Below are 15,406 nucleotides of genomic sequence, written 5' to 3' on the forward strand. Positions count from 1 at the left end.
CCAAGCCCCCCCTTCGGGAGGCCTGCGTCTGCTTCGCAAGCCGATGCTCATAAGCGTCGCGATTTTGAAAACATGAATATGTTTTCAAAATGATGAACAATGGTTTTGCTGCTTGCCTTGACAATTCGTGTGGACGAATTGTGAGGACGCTGCACCGGCAGGCAGGAACAGGCCGCCAAGCCCCCCCTTCGGGAGGCCTGCGTCTGCTTCGCAAGCCGATGCTCATAAGCAGGGACGGGCGTGTGGGCGAGGTGCGCAAGCGCTCCCCCCTGACCGCGCCGGGAGGGGCGGGAGCGCCCGCAGGGACGCTTCGTGACGGAGGCTGCTGGCGGTGGCAGCGTCTGGTCCGGGCCGGGCGGAATCAGGAGTCCGTGCAGGTGCAGGCGGCGTCCCCGGCCACGGTGACGCGGTTCTTCCCGGCCTTCTTGGCCTCGTAGAGGGCCATATCCACCCGGCGAACCAGCGCCTCGGCGGTTTCGGAGGGATGGAACTGGGCCACGCCCAGGCTCGCGGTGACGGGTCGGCCTACGCTGAAATCCTGGCAGGCCAGGGTTTTGGCCAGCTTGCGCCCGCAGGTGAAGGCCCCCTGAAGCGTGGTCTGGGGCATGATCACCATGAATTCCTCGCCCCCGTAGCGGCACACCACGTCCGTGACGCGCACTCCGGCGCAGACCGTCCGGGCCAGGGCCACCAGCACGGCGTCCCCGGTCTGGTGACCGAAGGTGTCGTTGACGGCCTTGAAGTCGTCGATGTCCAGCATGAGCAGGCACAGCTCCGACCCGTAGCGTTTGGCCCGGCCGATCTCCTTGGCCAACTCGGCCTCAAAGGCCTGGCGGTTGCCCACGCCGGTGAGGTGGTCGCGTCCGGCCAGTTGGAAGAAGCGCACCCGCTCGTGCTCGATGCGCGAGATGTCGGTGAAGGTGAGCAGGTGGAGGTCGCCGCCGTCCATGCGCACGCGGTCCAGGCGCAGGAGGAAGCGGGCGGGCTTGCCGCCGCGCTCCTGGCCGATGCCCGCCAGGATGAATTCGCGTCCGGTGTGGCGCTCGAGCCAGGAGGCGATGCTCTGCGGCAGGGAGGACTGGGCCATGCCGTGGCGCAGGGCCAGGGTGAAGTTGGCGCGAAGCCAGGCGCCCAGGTCCTGCCCTTCCAGGGCAGCGCGCGGCAGGATGGCCTGCGGGTCGTTGAAGTAGAGGACGCGCTCGCCGTCGGTGAGCAGGTGGCAGTTGGGCACGTGGGAGAGCAGGCCTCCCGCCATGGCCTGCCGGTAGGCGTCGCGACCGCGCTTTGAGAGGGTTCGGGCGGCGCGTTCGAGCCCGGCGAAGATGTCCTCGGCGTTGTAGGGCTTCTTGATGAAGAGGTTCACGCCCAGCTCGATGGCGTCCAGGTAGGACTCTTCCGCGCCGAAGGCGGAGGCCACGATGACGAAGGGGTCGCCGCCGGTGCCGCGGATCTCCCGGATCATGCCCAGGCCGTCCAGGCAAGGCATGCGCAGGTCGGTGACGATCACGTGGGGCGCGTGTTCGCGCCAGATGTCCAGGCCGCACCGGCCGTTGTCCGCCTGGAAGACCTGGGCCACGCGGTTTTCGAGCACAAGCATGAGGGCGACGCGCGAGGGCGCGTCGTCTTCCACGATGAGTACCTTGAGCGAGTGCAGCGAAAGACCGGTCATTGATGCGGAACCTACGGAAAAGAAAAAGTTTTTGAATGGATATCAGATATTGGCGGGGAGTCAAGGGCCAGAGAGCTGTATCGAAGGTTGGCAGATGCTCGCCCCAGGCGCTGCGGCGGCCACCCGGTTGTGGGCGGAGCCGTGTGGCCCGTTCTACGCGTTCAAGGCCCTGTCCCGCAGCAGGAAAAGCGGGGCGTCCGGTTCCGGGCTGCCGGGCGGGGAGGGGACGAAAGGCGTGGGCGCGGCCTCAGGGGGTGTTGGAATCGGTTCGTGCAGGAGGAGGCAGCCGACGGTCGGTCGAGGAGGGCGTCGCGGTCATTCGGCGCGGATCTGCACGCCCTGGCGCTCCTGGACCAAACCGCGCACGAAGGCCTGGCCCATTTGGCCGAAGAACTCCTCCATGCGCGACTGCTCCTTGCGGGGGCCGCGCACGATGCCAGGCTTGCGGCGGGTGACGCCCGAGAGCGTCCTGAGTTCTTCCAGGGCGTCCTCGGCGGAGCCCATCTTGTCCACGAGCCCCAGGGTGAGGGCGTTGGCGGCGGTCATGGCCTTGCCCTGGAGGGCGTTGACGGCGGCGGGGTCCAGGTTGCGGGACTGGGCCACGTCGGCCACGAAGATGTCGCGCAGGTCGGTGATGAGCTCCTGGAGATAGGCCTTGTCTTCGGCGGTCATGTCCCGGAAGGGCGAGCCCGCGTCCTTGAGGGTTCCTGTGGTGAAGCTGTGGAAGGCCAGGCCCAGGCGGTCTGTGGCCTCGCGCACGTTGGGGAACATGCTGCGCACGCCGATGGAGCCGGTGATGGAGCCGGGGAGGGCGTAGATCACCTTGGCGGGGCAGGCCACATAGTAGCCGCCGCTGGCGGCCACGGAGCCGAAGGAGGCCACCACGGGTTTGTGGCGGGCCAGGTCGCGCACGGCGCGGTAGATCTCCTGGGAGGGGCCGAAGCCGCCGCCGCCGGAGTCCACGCGCAGGAGCACGCCCTTCACGGCCTTGTCGTCGCGCAGTTTCCGCACGAAGGCCACCACGCGCCGGGAGCTTTCGATGGTCCCCTCGATCTGGACCACGCCGAGCTTCTCGGAGTCGAACCAGGAGAACAGGGGGTCCTCGTCGTCCTGGCCGTCGGCGGGAAAAAAGGCCATGGCCCCCACGGAGAGGGCCATGGCCGCGAGAAGAAGCGCGAAGACGAAGAGCACGGGATGTTTCCCGCGCAGCCCCGTCTTCGCGGTCGGTTCGTTACTGCTGGGCATCCTCTTGCTTCTGGCGCAGGAGGTCGCCCAGGCCGACGCCCACTTCGGGGCCGGAGGAGCGGTATTCCTTGGCCTTGCGCTTGTCGTCCTCGTCCTTGATGGCCTTGATGGAGAGCCCAAGGCGGCGCTCGTCGGCCGAGACGTGGATGACGCGGGCTTCGATCTGGTCGTTCTCTTTGTAGAGTTCGGCCGGGGTCTTCACCTTCTTGCGGCTGATTTCGGAGACGTGGACCAGGCCTTCGATGCCCTCTTCCACTTCCACGAACAGGCCGAAGTCGGTGATGTTGGTCACGGTGCCCTTCACGGTGGCACCCACGGGGTAGCGGGCGGGCACGTCGTGCCAGGGGTCGTCGGCCAGCTGCTTGATGCCCAGGGTGAACTTCTCGTTCTGCTTGTCCACGGTGAGCACCTTGGCGCGCACCACGTCGCCAACCTTGAACATCTCGCCGGGGTGGCGGACCTTCTTGGTCCAGGAGATGTCGGAGACGTGGATGAGGCCGTCGATGCCGTCCTCGATGCCGATGAAGATGCCGAACTCGGTGATGTTCTTCACCGTGCCTTCCAGCACCGCGCCCTCGGGGTAGCGGTCGGCCACCAGATCCCAGGGGTTGGGCTTCACCTGCTTCATGCCGAGGCTGATGCGCTTCTTGTCCTGGTCGACGCCCAGCACGACCACCTCGACCTCGTCGCCCAGGTGGACCATCTGGGAGGGGTGGCGCAGCTTGCGGGTCCAGCTCATCTCGGAGATGTGCACCAGGCCCTCGACGCCGGCTTCCAGTTCCACGAAGGCGCCGTAGTCCACCAGGTTGGTGACCTTGCCGGACATGCGGCTGCCCACGGGGTACTTGTCGGCGATGTTCTGCCAGGGGTCGGGCGTGAGCTGCTTCATGCCCAGGGAGACCTTCTGCTTGTCCTTGTCGAAGGAGAGCACCTTCAGTTCAAGCTCGTCGCCCAGGCCGACCATCTCCTTGGGATGCTTCACGCGCTTCCAGGACATGTCGGTGATGTGCATCAGGCCGTCCAGGCCGCCCAGGTCCACGAACACGCCGTACTCGGTGATGTTCTTGACGCGGCCGGTGACGGTCTGGCCCTCTTCGAGGGTGGTCAGCAGGTCGCGGCGCAGGGACTCGCGGCGTTCTTCCAGCAGGACGCGGCGCGACACGATGACGTTGGAGCGCCGGCGGTTGATCTTGAGGACACGGAACTCGAATTCCTTGCCGACCAGAGCGTCCATGTCGGGCACGGGGCGCAGGTCCACGTGGGAGCCGGGCAGGAAGGCTTCGACGCCGCCCAGGTCCACGGTGTAGCCGCCCTTGATGCGCCGCTGGATGCGGCCGGAGATGATGTCGTCCTTGTCTTGGAGGTCTTCCAGCTTGTCGAAGAGCTGCATCCGCTTGGCGCGGTCGCGGGAGAGGTGGATGGTCCCCTCGGATTCGTTCTTGCCCACCACGTAGACGTCGATTTCTTCGCCCACGCCCACCGTGACGTTGCCTTCGGCGTCGGTGAATTCCGACACCGGGATCTGGCCCTCGGACTTGAAGTTCACATCCACCAGGATGTGCTCCTTGCCCACGCGCACCACCACGCCCTTGGTGATGACGCCTTCCTCGAGATCCCCGAAGTCTTCGTTCAGGTAATCTTCGAGAGCGGCCTCGAAGTTGACTTCCATGTCCTGGTTGCTGGTTGATTTGGGATGTTCGGCGTTGATCATGACTTGGTTGACCTCCAACAGGATATTCCCTCGCAAAAAAGGATTCAGACCCGTACCCGATATGGCGTTGGGTGACAACCGCTAATAACGCCTCCGGGGCGCGTTTCAGCCGGGGATTGGGAGTTTTTGGACAAGCACCCGGTCCACCCTGCGGCCGTCGAGGTCCACCACCTCGAAGCGGTGTCCTTCGTGCTCGAAGGCCTCGGCCACGGCCGGGATGCGGCCCAGCCGGAAGAGCACGAACCCGGCCACGGTCTGGAAGTCTCCGGAGGGCACGTTCTGGCCAAGGCGCTCGAAGAGTTCGGCCGCCGGGGTGAGCCCGTCCACCAGAAGCGAGCCGTCCTGGCGCACGGCGATGCGCTCCTCGCCGCGGGAGGAGGGCGCGAGCCCGCCCACGATGGCAGCCAGCACGTCGGTGAGCGTGGCCAGGCCCTGCACGGCCCCGAACTCGTCCACCACCACGGCCATGGCCTGGCCCGCCTCGCGCAACTGCACCAGCAGGTTGGAGACCGTGGTGGTCTCCAGCACGTGGGGCGGGTGCTGGAGCAGGGCGCGCACGGCCTTGGGGTCGCCCGGGTCGATGCAGAGCAGGCCCTTGGCCTCGGCCACGCCCAGCAGGTTGTCCAGGCCGCCGCGCACCACCGGGAAGCGGTTGAAGGGCGTGGCCCGGATGGTGGTCTGGATGCGCTCCGGGTGGTCCAGGTCCAGGGCGGTGATGCGCGCGCGGTGGGTCATGACGGCCGCCACGGGACGGTCGTCCAGGAGCAGGACGCGTTCGGCCATGGCCCCCTCGTCGTGTTCGAGCACGCCCGAGGCGGCGGCCTGGCGCACCAGCAGGCGCAATTCGTCCTCGCTCACGCCGTCGTGCCCGCCTTCGCTCTTGGGAAAAAGCCGCAGCACCAGGTGGGTGGAGGCCGAGAGCACCCAGACGAAGGGGGCGGCGAGGCGCAGCAGGGTGGCCATGGGCCGGGCCACGGCCACGGCCATGGCCTCCGGGTTGGCGATGGCCAGGCGTTTGGGGACCAGCTCCCCGGCAATGAGCGACACGTAGGTGACCCCGGCCACCACCAGGGCGAAGCCCAAGGTTTCGGCGTGGGGCGCGAGCGCGGGAACCCCCGCCAGCAGGGAGCGCGCGTGCCCGGCCAGGGAGGCCTCGCCCAGCGCGCCCGAAAGGATGGTCAGAAGCGTCACCCCGATCTGGAGCGCCGCCAGGAAGTTCTGGGGCCTTCGCCCCAGTTCCAGCGCCGCGCGCGCCCCGCGCGATCCCCGGGAGGCCATCTGCTCCAGGCGGTGGGGCCGGGCCGTGAGCACGGCCAGTTCGGCGGCGGCGAAGCATCCGCCCAGAAGGATCAGCCCGAGCACCAGGGCGAGGTCGGCAAGCAGATCGAGCATGTGGAGGGTATAGGGCTCTGCGGCCGTCCAGGCAACCGGAACGGGAGGGAAGCTCGTAAAGAATGATTCCTGGGGGGCATTCTTTATTGATGGCTCGTGAGGCTCCAGTGCGCATCGAGAAGTTGTTCATATCTCTGGACCTGACCTGTGGAGTCGTATATGCTTGGGAATGATATGCTCCGTCACCCTGCGGGGGGAGGCGCTCCCTGAAAGGTCAAGGCAGACGCGGGGCAGTGGGCTGCGGCGGAGGGCGTCCGGGACAGGGCATCGCGGTTGTAACCTTCAACGTCGGAGGGGGGCATGCGGCTCACACTGAAACTGGCGCTGGCGTTCGGGGCGTGCACGGCGCTCATCGTGCTGCTGGGCTTGGCCAACATCCATTCCATGCGCTCCATGAGCCTGAACATCAACGAGGTGGCCACCAACTGGCTGCCCAGCGTCAAGATTCTGGGCGAGATCAACGCAAGGCTCAACGACGTGCGCAGGGTCCAGCTCCTGGCCGGGATCGCCGAAACGCAGGAGCTGCGCCAGGAGCAGGAGGGGCGGGTCAAGGCGTCCCTGGAGAAGCTGGAGGCGGCCCGGGGGGTCTACGAAAAGCTGATCTCCAGCGACGAGGAACGCAAGGTCTACGAGGACTTCAAAAAATACTTCGCCGAATACCTCGCCCTGCAGAAGACCGTGGCCGAACTGAACAAGGCCGGCAGGAACGAAGAGGCGCTCAAGATGCAGTCCACGGGCATGCGCGCCTCCTTCAACGGAGCGCTGGACGCCGTGAACCGCGCCATCGCCATCAACGACAAGGGCTCCGCCGCCGAAGCGGCCAGCGGCATCGCATCCTACGAGCGAGCTTGGCTGGTGTCCGTGATCATGCTCGCGGTCTCCTTTGTCACCGCCATGGCCCTGGGCTACTTCATCCCGCGCTCCATCACCGCGCCGCTCTTCAAGAGCGTGGCCTTCGCAGACAAGCTTTCCGTGGGCGACCTGAACGCCACGCTGGACATCGACCTCAAGAACGAGATCGGCGCGCTGGCCAACTCCCTGCGCGGCGTGGCCGAGGCCGAACGCAACGTGGCCGCCCTGGCCGCCAAGGTGGCCTCGGGCGACCTGACGGCCCAGGTGGAGCCGCGTTCCCCGGTGGACACCCTGCTCATGTCCTTCAAGGCCCTCGTGGAGGCCGAGAAGGGCGTGGCGGACCTGGCCCGCAGGCTCTCCGTGGGCGACCTGGGCGTGGACGTGAAGCCGCGCTCCGACCACGACGACCTGATGCGCTCCATCGCAGCGCTGGTGGAGGCCGAGAAGGGCATCGCGGCGCTCTCCGCCAAGCTCTCCCAGGGCGACCTGCGCGTGGACGTGAAGCCCCGCAGCGCCGAGGACGAACTGCTCAACGCCTTCGCCACCATGGTCAGCCGCATCACCGGCGTGGTGGTGGAGGTGCAGGCCGGCGCGCAGAACGTGGCCTCGGGCAGCGAGGAGCTTTCCTCGGCGGCCCAGAGCCTCTCCCAGGCCACCACGGAACAGGCCGCCGCGCTGGAGGAATCCTCCGCGTCCATGGAGGAGATGTCCTCGTCCATCAGCCAGAACGCCGACAACGCCCGCCAGACCGAGGCCATCGCCGCCAAGGCCGCCCAGGACGCCAAGGAGTCCGGCGGGGCCATGGCCCAGACCGTGACGGCCATGAAGGACATCGCCCGGAAGATCTCCATCATCGAGGAGATCGCCCGGCAGACCGACCTGCTGGCCCTCAACGCCGCCATCGAGGCCGCCCGCGCGGGCGAGCACGGCAAGGGCTTCGCGGTCGTGGCCGCCGAGGTGCGCAAACTGGCCGAGCGCAGCCAGCAGGCCGCAGCCGAGATCAACACCCTTTCGGGCAGCTCCACGGCCGTCACCGAGAGCACCGGCGACCTGCTCAACCGGCTCGTGCCCGACATCCAGAAGACCGCCGAACTGGTGCAGGAGATCAGCGCCGCCAGCGCCGAGCAGAATTCCGGCGCGACCCAGGTGAACAAGGCCCTGCAGCAGCTCGACCAGGTGGTGCAGCAGAACGCCTCCGCCGCCGAGGAGATGGCCTCCACCGCCGAAGAGCTCTCCGGGCAGGCCGAGCAGCTCCAGAGCGTCATCTCCTTCTTCCAGGTGGACGAGGACGCCTCCGGGACGCGGCGCATGCTTCCCCAGTCGAGAACAGCCAAGCCTCAGCGTTCCGCCGGAGCAGCCCCCAAGAAGAAGGGGCAGGGCGTGGCCCTGGCCATGGGCGACGACCTTGACAACAAGGACTTCGAACGGTTCTAGGCGCGGGCAAGGAGCAACACCATGAGCGACACATCGCACGCCACGAGCCATCGCTACCTGACCTTCACCCTGGGCCGGGACATGTTCGCGCTGGACATCGCCTGCGTCCGCGAAATCCTGGACATGACGGACATCACCCGCATCCCGCAGGCCCCCGAGGCCGTGCGCGGCGTGGTGAACGTGCGCGGCGCGGCCGTGCCCGTGGTGGACCTGCGCCTGCGCTTCGGCATGGAAGCGGGCGAGCAGACGGTGCACACGCGCATCATCATCGTGGAAATCCCCACGGGCGATTCCATCACGGTGCTGGGGGCCATCGCGGATTCGGTGAAGGAGGTGCTGGAACTGGAGCCCGACGCCATCGCAGCCCCACCCAGCATGGGCACGGGCGTGGGCACGGACTTCCTGCGCGGCATCGGCAAGTCCGGCGGCAGGTTCATCCTGATCCTGGAGATTTCCAAGGTCCTCGGTACCTCGGAGGTGCTCTCCATCAAGGAGCTGGGAGAGGCGGCCGCCGGAGAAGGGCACGGCTGAGCCCATCCGGATTGACTCTGCGGCTGGCTTTGCCGTCCGTAAGCGGCTCTGACAAACCCCGTCTTCGGGGTTTGTCATCACGCTGGTGCGGGCTCCTGCGGAGCCCGCCCGCTGCGCCCTCCAAGGCTGGACCGCAGGGCGGGCAGCGGCTATGAGTCGCGTGGCCATGGCCCAGTCCTTTCTCGCCCTCGCCGAGCTTCTGCTCCTCGCGGCCTCCTGGTACCGCCTCCAGGACGGGGAACTCTCCGTGGCCGAGGCCCTGGCCCGGTCGCTGGCCCTTTCGCTGGCCGCCCTGGGCCTTGCTTCCATCGCCCTCTTCGCGGCGGGCCTCACGCGCTTTCACCACCTGCTGGACGCAGGTATCCTGGGCTTCGCGGGCTACGCCCTGCACGCCGGGAGCAGGCGCTTCCTGGCCGAAATGCGCCGCGCGGCAGCCTCCCTCGCAAGAGAGCCGCTGGCCTGGTGTCTGGGCGCGGCGGCCCTGGCGCTCTTCGTCCAGGCCCTGGCCGCGCCGCCCGCCAACTGGGACTCCATGACCTACAACCTGGCCCGGGTGCTCCTGATGATGCAGGAGAACACGCTCTTCCCGGTCAACTACAACACCTTCCGCCAACTGGCCTTCAGCCCCGGGTTCGACCTCCTGCACTTCTTCTTCCTGCGCCTGGGCACGGACGCGGGCGTGGCCGTCTTCGCCTGGGCGGCCTGGTGCTGCGTGGCGCTGGCGGCCTACGCCCTGGCCCGGGAGAGAGGCACCCGCCCCATGGCTCTGGCGGTGGCGCTGGTCACGGCGTCGCTCAAGCTCCTGGCGCTCCAGGCCACGTCCACCAAGAACGACATCGGCGCGGCGGCCCTGGCCTGCGCCTGCCTGCTGGGCCTCTCGGCGCTCCTGCGCCGGGGCCGCGCGTCGGACGCGGGCTTTCTGGCTGTTTGTCTGGTCTACGGGCTCTCGGTGAAGACCTATTTCGCCTTCTTCGCGCTCTGCCTGGGGGGCTCGATGCTGCTGTTCTACGGGCGCGAACTGGCCTCCCTTGCGCAGGGGGCCTGGCGGGCCTCGCCCCGGGGCGTGCTGGCGGGCCTCGGCCTGACGCTTGCGGGAGCCTGCCTGGCGCTGGCCACCCAGATCGTCTGCCTCCTGCGCTTCGGCGACCCCTTCGGCCCCGAACCCTACGTCTCGGCGCACCGCAACCTGGACGGCCTGACGGGCCTTGCGTCCAACCTCGTCCGCTACGCCCTCCAACTGCCGGACCTGCCAGGGGCCTGGTGGACGAGCCTCCTCCGGCAGGCGCACCGGGCGCTCCTGGGAGGGGACATGGGGCCGGGCGCGTCCATGGCCTTCGCCCCGGCCTACGGCCCCGGGGCCTGGTGGAGCGAGGACGTGGGCTGGTTCGGCCCCGTGGCGCTCCTGGCGGCCGGATGCGCGCTGGCCGCGCTGTTCAGCCGGGAGCGCTTCGTGCGCTCGGTCTCCTGGACCCTGGCGGGCACGGCCCTGTGCCTCTGCGCGACCATCGCCTGGATGGGCTACAACGGGCGTTTCTTCTCGATGGTGTTCGCCTGCTCCGCGCTGCCCCTGGCCTGGGGCGCCCGCTGGTGGTGGGCCGGGCGCTGGCCGCGCGGGATCGTGCTGGGCGCAAGCCTGGCCGTGCTCTGCTCGGTGCTGCTCCTCAATCAGGAGAAGCCCTTGCTGGACCACACGGACCTGGGAGGCGCGCCGACGGACTGGGCCAAGGCCCTGCACCGCCGAGAGGGCGGCCGCCGGGGCGTGCACGACGAGCACTTCAATTCCATCGTCTTCCTGGAATACCTCAAGCGGGGCACCTTCCCGGACCGGCGGATGCTCCTGGTGGCCGGGCCCGACAGCTGGGTCTATCCGCCGCTCTTCTTCGGCGCGCACCGCTGGGTGGTCACGGGGCGGGAAAACCCGGTGGCCCGTCTGGACGGGGAATCCTTCGACATCCGCGACTGCGCGCGCCTGCGCGAACTGGCCCGGCGCTTCGACCTGGTGGTGGTCATGGAGCACGACGAGGCCCTGGCCTGCGTCCAGGGGGCGGGCTGGCGCGAGGTGCTGCGCACCGTGGCCCACTGGGGTCCGGTGGCCGTGTTCGAGCCCGGCCCCGCGCCCTGAGCGGGGCCCTCCCGGCGCGTGCGTTCTCGACAGGGGGCGGCCCGGCATGTACACGGAAATGCGAACGAATGACGCCGCTGCGCGGCGCGCAAGGAGACCCGCATGGCCGAGACGAAGACCTACACCCTTGAGGAACTGGCGCGCTTCGACGGCAAGGAGGGCCGCCCCGCCTACGTGGCCCAGGGCGGCAAGGTGTACGACATCACCGCCTCGAAGCTCTGGAAGGCCGGACGCCACATGAACCGCCACGCCGCCGGGGCCGACCTCTCGGCGGAGCTGCCCCACGCGCCCCACGGCAACGACCGCCTGGAGCGCTTCCCCCTGGTGGGCGTGGTGGCCCCCGAGTGCGCCGTGCCCCGCGCCCAGGACCGTGACGCCGAGCTGCCCTGGCTCTTGCGCAAGAGCCCCTTCCTGCGCCGCCACCCCCACCCCATGACCGTGCACTTCCCCATCGGCTTCGCCGCCGGGGCCGTGTTCTTCCTGGTGCTCTTCAAGCTCTTCGGGGGGGCGTTCCTGGAGTCGGGCGTGCACGCCATGAACCTGGCGGGCGCGGTGTTCACGCCCGTGGCCCTGGTTACGGGGCTGGCCACATGGAAGTACAACTACGGCTCCACCCTGGTGCGGCCGGTGAAGATCAAGCTGGCCCTTTCGCCCGTCCTGTGGGTGCAGTTCGTGGCCTGCGCGGCCTGGTTCGGGTTCGATGCGGCGGCGCTCTCCACGGGTTCCGGTCTGGCGCTGCTCACGCTCTCCATGCTGCCGGTGATGGGGGTGCTGGGCTTCATCGGGGCCACGCTCACCTTCCCCCTGCACGACTAGGGCTCGTCGCCCGCACTCGCCGCGCGCAGCGAGGAACAGGGCGGGAGACCGCCCATGAGCGACTCCCGCCAGCCTCGGCTGCGGGCCATGCCGTCAAAAACGCCGCCGCCCCGGCCTTGTTGCAGGCCGGGGCGGCGTTTTTTTGCGTCCAGCGCCGGGTGGCGCGGCAGCCATTCCTCGAGCGTTCCGGGCGCTGGCGTGGCCCCGGTTCGCTTCCGAAGCGGCCGCTATTTCTTGTAGCGCCCGGAGAGCCAGCCCCGGGCCAGGATGTGGCCCTCCACGGCCAGGAGGAAGTCCTGCTTGGAGGCGTTCTCGGGCAGGTCCAGCAGGCTGTCCAGGGCGAACACCTCGATGAGGTAGCGCCGCGTGACCCCTGCCGGAGGGCACGGCCCGACGTAGCCGGGCTTGGCGTTGCCCAGGGCGATCTGCATGCCGTCGCCCTTGATGTGGCGGGCCCTGGGCTGGTTCTCGGCGATGGAGATGTAGGTGGGGGCCAGGTTGTAGGCGATCCACAAGGGCTGCTGCCCCCTGGGCGAGTCCTGCTCGGTCATGAGGATGGCCAGGGATTTGGCCTCCCCGGGCACGCCCACCACCTGCAGGGGCGGGGAGCGCTCGCCCCCCTCGCATCCGGCCTGACGGGGCATGCGCTCGCCGTCCTTGAAGGCCGGGCTCGTCACCGTGAGCGCGGCCGCGCGGGCCTCCGCGCCTGCGAGGAAGAGGAACAGGGCGGCCAGGAAGACCGCGCGCGCAATGCCCTTCATGTGCACGTCTCCAGGGTGTTCCGGGGCCGTCACGCCCCCATGCGCCACAGGTAGGCCTGGACGGTGTTCTTGAGCAGCATGGCGATGGTCATGGGGCCGATGCCGCCGGGCACGGGGGTGATGGCCGAGGCCACTTCCTTCACCGAAGCGAAGTCCACGTCGCCGCACAGGCCCGCTTCGTCGCGGTTCATGCCCACGTCCATCACCACGGCTCCGGGCTTGACCATGTCCGCCGTGATCATCCTCGCCCGGCCGATGGCCGCCACCAGGATGTCGGCCTGGCGGCATTCGGCGGCCAGGTCCTTCGTGCGGGAGTGGCACACGGTCACGGTGGCGTCGGCCTTGGTGAGCATGAGGGCCATGGGCTTGCCCACGATGTTGGAGCGCCCCACCACCACGGCCTTCCTGCCGGAGCAGGGGATGGCGTATTTTTCCAGGAGGAACATGACGCCCGCCGGGGTGCAGGGGGGCAGGCTCGGCAGGCCGATGGAGAGGCGTCCAACGCTCACGGGGTGGAAGCCGTCCACGTCCTTGGCCGGGTCCACCAGGGACTGCACGGCCAGGAGGTTCAGGCCCTTGGGCAGGGGCGCCTGCACGAGGATGCCGTCGATGTCCGGGTCGGCGTTGAGGCCCGACACCAGCGATTCCAGGGCCGCCTGGCCGATCTCGGCCTCCACGCGGTGGGCGGTGGAGCGGATGCCCGCGTCGGCGCAGGCCTTTTCCTTGTTGCGCACGTAGATCTGGGAGGCCGGGTCGTCGCCCACCAGCACCACGGCCAGGTGGGGCGTGCGTCCGTACTGTTCGGCCAGCCGCGCGGTTTCCTGGGCGAGTTCCTGGCGCAGGGCCTGGGCCGTGGCCTTGCCGTCGAGAAGCAGCATGGTGAAACCCCGTTGGGAAAGGCGTTTCGCGCGGGGACGAAGCCCCGGCGCGTTGGGCCGACAGGATAGGCCATGTGCCCCGGCAATGCAAACCGGGCAGGGCCGACACTGAACCCTTCGCATCGCTACCTGTTTCCGGGAAGCGGAGCAAGGGGAAAGGCCGCTCGGCAGCCGGGGCGGGCGCCTGGAGCGCCGCTCTCTCGGACGTTTCGCTGCGGGCTTGCGCGGCGCGCGGATGCCCCGGAACTTGCGCCGCGCCGATCGGCGGCCCGAAAGGTCGATGCCCCCCGGATCGCTCCGGGGGGCATCGGTTGACGCGTTTCTGAGGCCCTGGAAGCGCGACCGCGCGATCAGCCCATCTGGATCTCGATCTTGCGGGGTTGGGCCTTTTCGGCCTTGGGCAGGTGCAGTTCCAGCACGCCGTTTTTGAGCACCGCGTTGATGCGGTGCTTGTCCACGATGTGGGAGAGGGTGAAGCCCCGGTAGTATTCGCCGTTGCCGAACTCCACGTGGATGAGCTTCTCCTCGGCCTCGGAGGCGGGGTAGGCCGTGCGGCCAGACACCTTGATCTCGTCCTCGTTCAAGTCGATGACCAGGGCCTCCTTGGAGACGCCGGGCATGTCCATGTAGATGTAGAAGCCGTCCTCGGTCTCCACGATGTCGGTGGCGGGCTTGACGCGGGGGAGGCCCCTTTCCTCGTTTCTCTGGGTGTCGTTCATGGAGCGTCCTTTGTCCTAGGCGATGTCGATGGAGATCTTGCGGGGCTTGCTGGCTTCGCTCTTGGGCAGGGTGATTTCCAGCAGGCCGTCCTTCATGCGCGCGGCGACCTTCTCGCGGTCGATGGGCGCGCTCACGTTGACCACGCGCTGGAACGCGCCGGTGGGGCGCTCCTGGCGGTAGTACTTGCCCTTGGCGGACTTGCGCTCGCCCTTGATGGCCAGGCTGGACTCGGTGAGCGTCAGGTCGATCTCGGAGATGTCCATGCCGGGCAGTTCGCAGCGCACGGTGATGGCGTCGGGCGTCTCGGAGATGTTCACGGGCGGGTAGGCGTAGGGCCTCTGCGAGATTGCCATGGAGGGCGACCAGAAGGCCTCGAAGATCCGGTCGAGGGGCGTCTGCTGCCCGAAGAGGGGACTGAAGTCGATGACCATAAGGAAACCTCCTGAGGGATCGTTTTCGAAGTTACCCATAATCATCGGCCCCCTGGCGTCAAGGAGGTCGGGGGGCGGGAAGGGAGGGGAGCGCGGCGGAAAATTTCAACGAGTTGCCCACATAGCGCTATGTGGGGTGCAATTCGTTTCCTCCTGCATACAATGCGCGGTCATCGGACCTTCGGCAGGTCCGCAATCGCCAGAAGGAGGAAACATCCATGACCATGCCGACGTATGCCCAGACGTTCCAGGCCGGGGCGCAAGCCCCCTGGGGAATCGACCCCACGCTCGCGGGAGAGGCCCCGCAATCCGGTCCCGGCAGCGCAGGGGCGCGACCCGAGTTCCGGCCGCAGACGCCGTTCGACGACCCCTGCATCGTAGCGTTCGAGCCCCTGCTTGCCTGCCTGCAAGCACAGCCCGCCTGGCGGACCGCCGTGGAGGGCCATCCCGGCGGACTGGACTGGGACCGGCTGCTGGACCACGGCCCCACGCCTGAGGAGCCCCAGGCGCAGGCCCGCTGGGAAGGCGCGCGCGACGCCCTGGCCCGGTTCAAGCCGTTCCTCAAGGAGCGGGAGGCGCGCCTCTCCGGCTACATCAAGCAGCGCGACTACCAGCGGGCCGTGGCCCTGCTCAAGTCCCACGACCACCTCTACGACCGGACCATGCACCTCATGGAGCACTACCTGGAGCGCCTCCCCGGCGTGCTGCGGCGGCTGGTGATGCCGCACCTCGGGAGCGAGTTCGGGGCCTTCGCGGAGCTCTACCGCTATCTGCGCCACGGGGCCGAGTTGGCGGAGCGCCACATGCACGCCTGGGCGAAGTCCAAGGGCGCGCCCGGGGCCGT

General features: G+C 68.4%; 13 protein-coding genes. 5 read left to right on the top strand and 8 right to left on the bottom strand.

Annotation, left to right across the window (positions count from 1 at the left end; translation table 11 throughout):
- Window positions 1–361: 361 nt before the first annotated feature.
- The 4 genes from ACV4UX_RS12485 to ACV4UX_RS12500 form a co-directional block, all read right to left on the bottom strand.
- Window positions 362–1,669, bottom strand: a complete 1,308-nt coding sequence (locus ACV4UX_RS12485) for a diguanylate cyclase (RefSeq protein WP_491593608.1) — start codon at window positions 1,667–1,669, stop codon at window positions 362–364.
- Between the two features lie 315 nt (window positions 1,670–1,984).
- On the bottom strand, window positions 1,985–2,914 hold the full coding sequence (sppA, locus tag ACV4UX_RS12490; protein ID WP_491593609.1) for a signal peptide peptidase SppA: 930 nt from the start codon (window positions 2,912–2,914) through the stop codon (window positions 1,985–1,987).
- The gene (locus ACV4UX_RS12495; protein ID WP_173082780.1) at window positions 2,901–4,625 is read right to left on the bottom strand and encodes a 30S ribosomal protein S1; all 1,725 of its coding nucleotides are present in this window, start codon (window positions 4,623–4,625) and stop codon (window positions 2,901–2,903) included. The genes sppA and ACV4UX_RS12495 overlap by 14 nt, the downstream gene beginning before the upstream one ends.
- A 105-nt stretch (window positions 4,626–4,730) precedes the next feature.
- Window positions 4,731–6,017 carry a hemolysin family protein gene (locus ACV4UX_RS12500; protein ID WP_491593610.1) on the bottom strand — a complete coding sequence of 429 codons (1,287 nt, stop codon included), beginning with the start codon at window positions 6,015–6,017 and terminating at the stop codon, window positions 4,731–4,733.
- 300 nt (window positions 6,018–6,317) lie between these two features.
- Here ACV4UX_RS12500 and ACV4UX_RS12505 point away from each other — a divergent pair, with 300 nt between their 5' ends.
- The 4 genes from ACV4UX_RS12505 to ACV4UX_RS12520 all read left to right on the top strand — a co-directional run bounded on the left by ACV4UX_RS12505 (window position 6,318) and on the right by ACV4UX_RS12520 (window position 11,772).
- A complete protein-coding gene (locus ACV4UX_RS12505) occupies window positions 6,318–8,303 on the top strand; it encodes a HAMP domain-containing methyl-accepting chemotaxis protein (RefSeq protein WP_491593611.1) in 1,986 nt (661 codons plus the stop codon).
- A gap of 21 nt (window positions 8,304–8,324) precedes the next feature.
- Window positions 8,325–8,834: a chemotaxis protein CheW gene (locus tag ACV4UX_RS12510; RefSeq protein ID WP_491593612.1), complete on the top strand. Its 510-nt coding sequence runs from the start codon at window positions 8,325–8,327 to the stop codon at window positions 8,832–8,834.
- Window positions 8,835–8,985: 151 nt separating this feature from the next.
- Window positions 8,986–10,956, top strand: coding sequence for a hypothetical protein (locus ACV4UX_RS12515; protein WP_491593613.1), 1,971 nt, complete (start codon window positions 8,986–8,988; stop codon window positions 10,954–10,956).
- Between the two features lie 102 nt (window positions 10,957–11,058).
- A complete protein-coding gene (locus ACV4UX_RS12520; protein WP_491593614.1) occupies window positions 11,059–11,772 on the top strand; it encodes a cytochrome b5 domain-containing protein in 714 nt (237 codons plus the stop codon).
- A gap of 227 nt (window positions 11,773–11,999) precedes the next feature.
- On the opposite strand, the gene ACV4UX_RS12525 is transcribed toward ACV4UX_RS12520, so the two are convergent.
- From ACV4UX_RS12525 to ACV4UX_RS12540, 4 genes are all read right to left on the bottom strand, one after another.
- On the bottom strand, window positions 12,000–12,533 hold the full coding sequence (locus ACV4UX_RS12525; protein ID WP_491593615.1) for a YbhB/YbcL family Raf kinase inhibitor-like protein: 534 nt from the start codon (window positions 12,531–12,533) through the stop codon (window positions 12,000–12,002).
- A gap of 29 nt (window positions 12,534–12,562) precedes the next feature.
- A complete protein-coding gene (gene folD, locus ACV4UX_RS12530) occupies window positions 12,563–13,411 on the bottom strand; it encodes a bifunctional methylenetetrahydrofolate dehydrogenase/methenyltetrahydrofolate cyclohydrolase FolD (RefSeq protein ID WP_491593616.1) in 849 nt (282 codons plus the stop codon).
- A gap of 350 nt (window positions 13,412–13,761) precedes the next feature.
- Entirely contained in the window at window positions 13,762–14,130 is a 369-nt protein-coding gene (locus ACV4UX_RS12535) for an Hsp20/alpha crystallin family protein (protein ID WP_491593617.1), read from the bottom strand.
- Between the two features lie 15 nt (window positions 14,131–14,145).
- The gene (locus ACV4UX_RS12540) at window positions 14,146–14,562 is read right to left on the bottom strand and encodes an Hsp20/alpha crystallin family protein (protein ID WP_173082767.1); all 417 of its coding nucleotides are present in this window, start codon (window positions 14,560–14,562) and stop codon (window positions 14,146–14,148) included.
- A gap of 218 nt (window positions 14,563–14,780) precedes the next feature.
- On the opposite strand from ACV4UX_RS12540, the gene ACV4UX_RS12545 reads away from it, so the two are divergent.
- Window positions 14,781–15,406: hypothetical protein (locus ACV4UX_RS12545; RefSeq protein ID WP_491593618.1), on the top strand; the 626-nt coding region annotated here is incomplete at its 3' end.

The organism is Fundidesulfovibrio sp. (assembly GCF_058402725.1).

Excerpts from the sequence above, each read along its gene's own strand:
- ACV4UX_RS12485 (WP_491593608.1), bottom strand. The coding sequence starts at position 1,669 with ATGACCGGTCTTTCGCTGCACTCGCTCAAGGTACTCATCGTGGAAGAC.
- sppA (WP_491593609.1), bottom strand. The coding sequence starts at position 2,914 with ATGCCCAGCAGTAACGAACCGACCGCGAAGACGGGGCTGCGCGGGAAA.
- ACV4UX_RS12495 (WP_173082780.1), bottom strand. The coding sequence starts at position 4,625 with ATGATCAACGCCGAACATCCCAAATCAACCAGCAACCAGGACATGGAA.
- ACV4UX_RS12500 (WP_491593610.1), bottom strand. The coding sequence starts at position 6,017 with ATGCTCGATCTGCTTGCCGACCTCGCCCTGGTGCTCGGGCTGATCCTT.
- ACV4UX_RS12505 (WP_491593611.1), top strand. The coding sequence starts at position 6,318 with ATGCGGCTCACACTGAAACTGGCGCTGGCGTTCGGGGCGTGCACGGCG.
- ACV4UX_RS12510 (WP_491593612.1), top strand. The coding sequence starts at position 8,325 with ATGAGCGACACATCGCACGCCACGAGCCATCGCTACCTGACCTTCACC.
- ACV4UX_RS12515 (WP_491593613.1), top strand. The coding sequence starts at position 8,986 with ATGAGTCGCGTGGCCATGGCCCAGTCCTTTCTCGCCCTCGCCGAGCTT.
- ACV4UX_RS12520 (WP_491593614.1), top strand. The coding sequence starts at position 11,059 with ATGGCCGAGACGAAGACCTACACCCTTGAGGAACTGGCGCGCTTCGAC.
- ACV4UX_RS12525 (WP_491593615.1), bottom strand. The coding sequence starts at position 12,533 with ATGAAGGGCATTGCGCGCGCGGTCTTCCTGGCCGCCCTGTTCCTCTTC.
- folD (WP_491593616.1), bottom strand. The coding sequence starts at position 13,411 with ATGCTGCTTCTCGACGGCAAGGCCACGGCCCAGGCCCTGCGCCAGGAA.
- ACV4UX_RS12535 (WP_491593617.1), bottom strand. The coding sequence starts at position 14,130 with ATGAACGACACCCAGAGAAACGAGGAAAGGGGCCTCCCCCGCGTCAAG.
- ACV4UX_RS12540 (WP_173082767.1), bottom strand. The coding sequence starts at position 14,562 with ATGGTCATCGACTTCAGTCCCCTCTTCGGGCAGCAGACGCCCCTCGAC.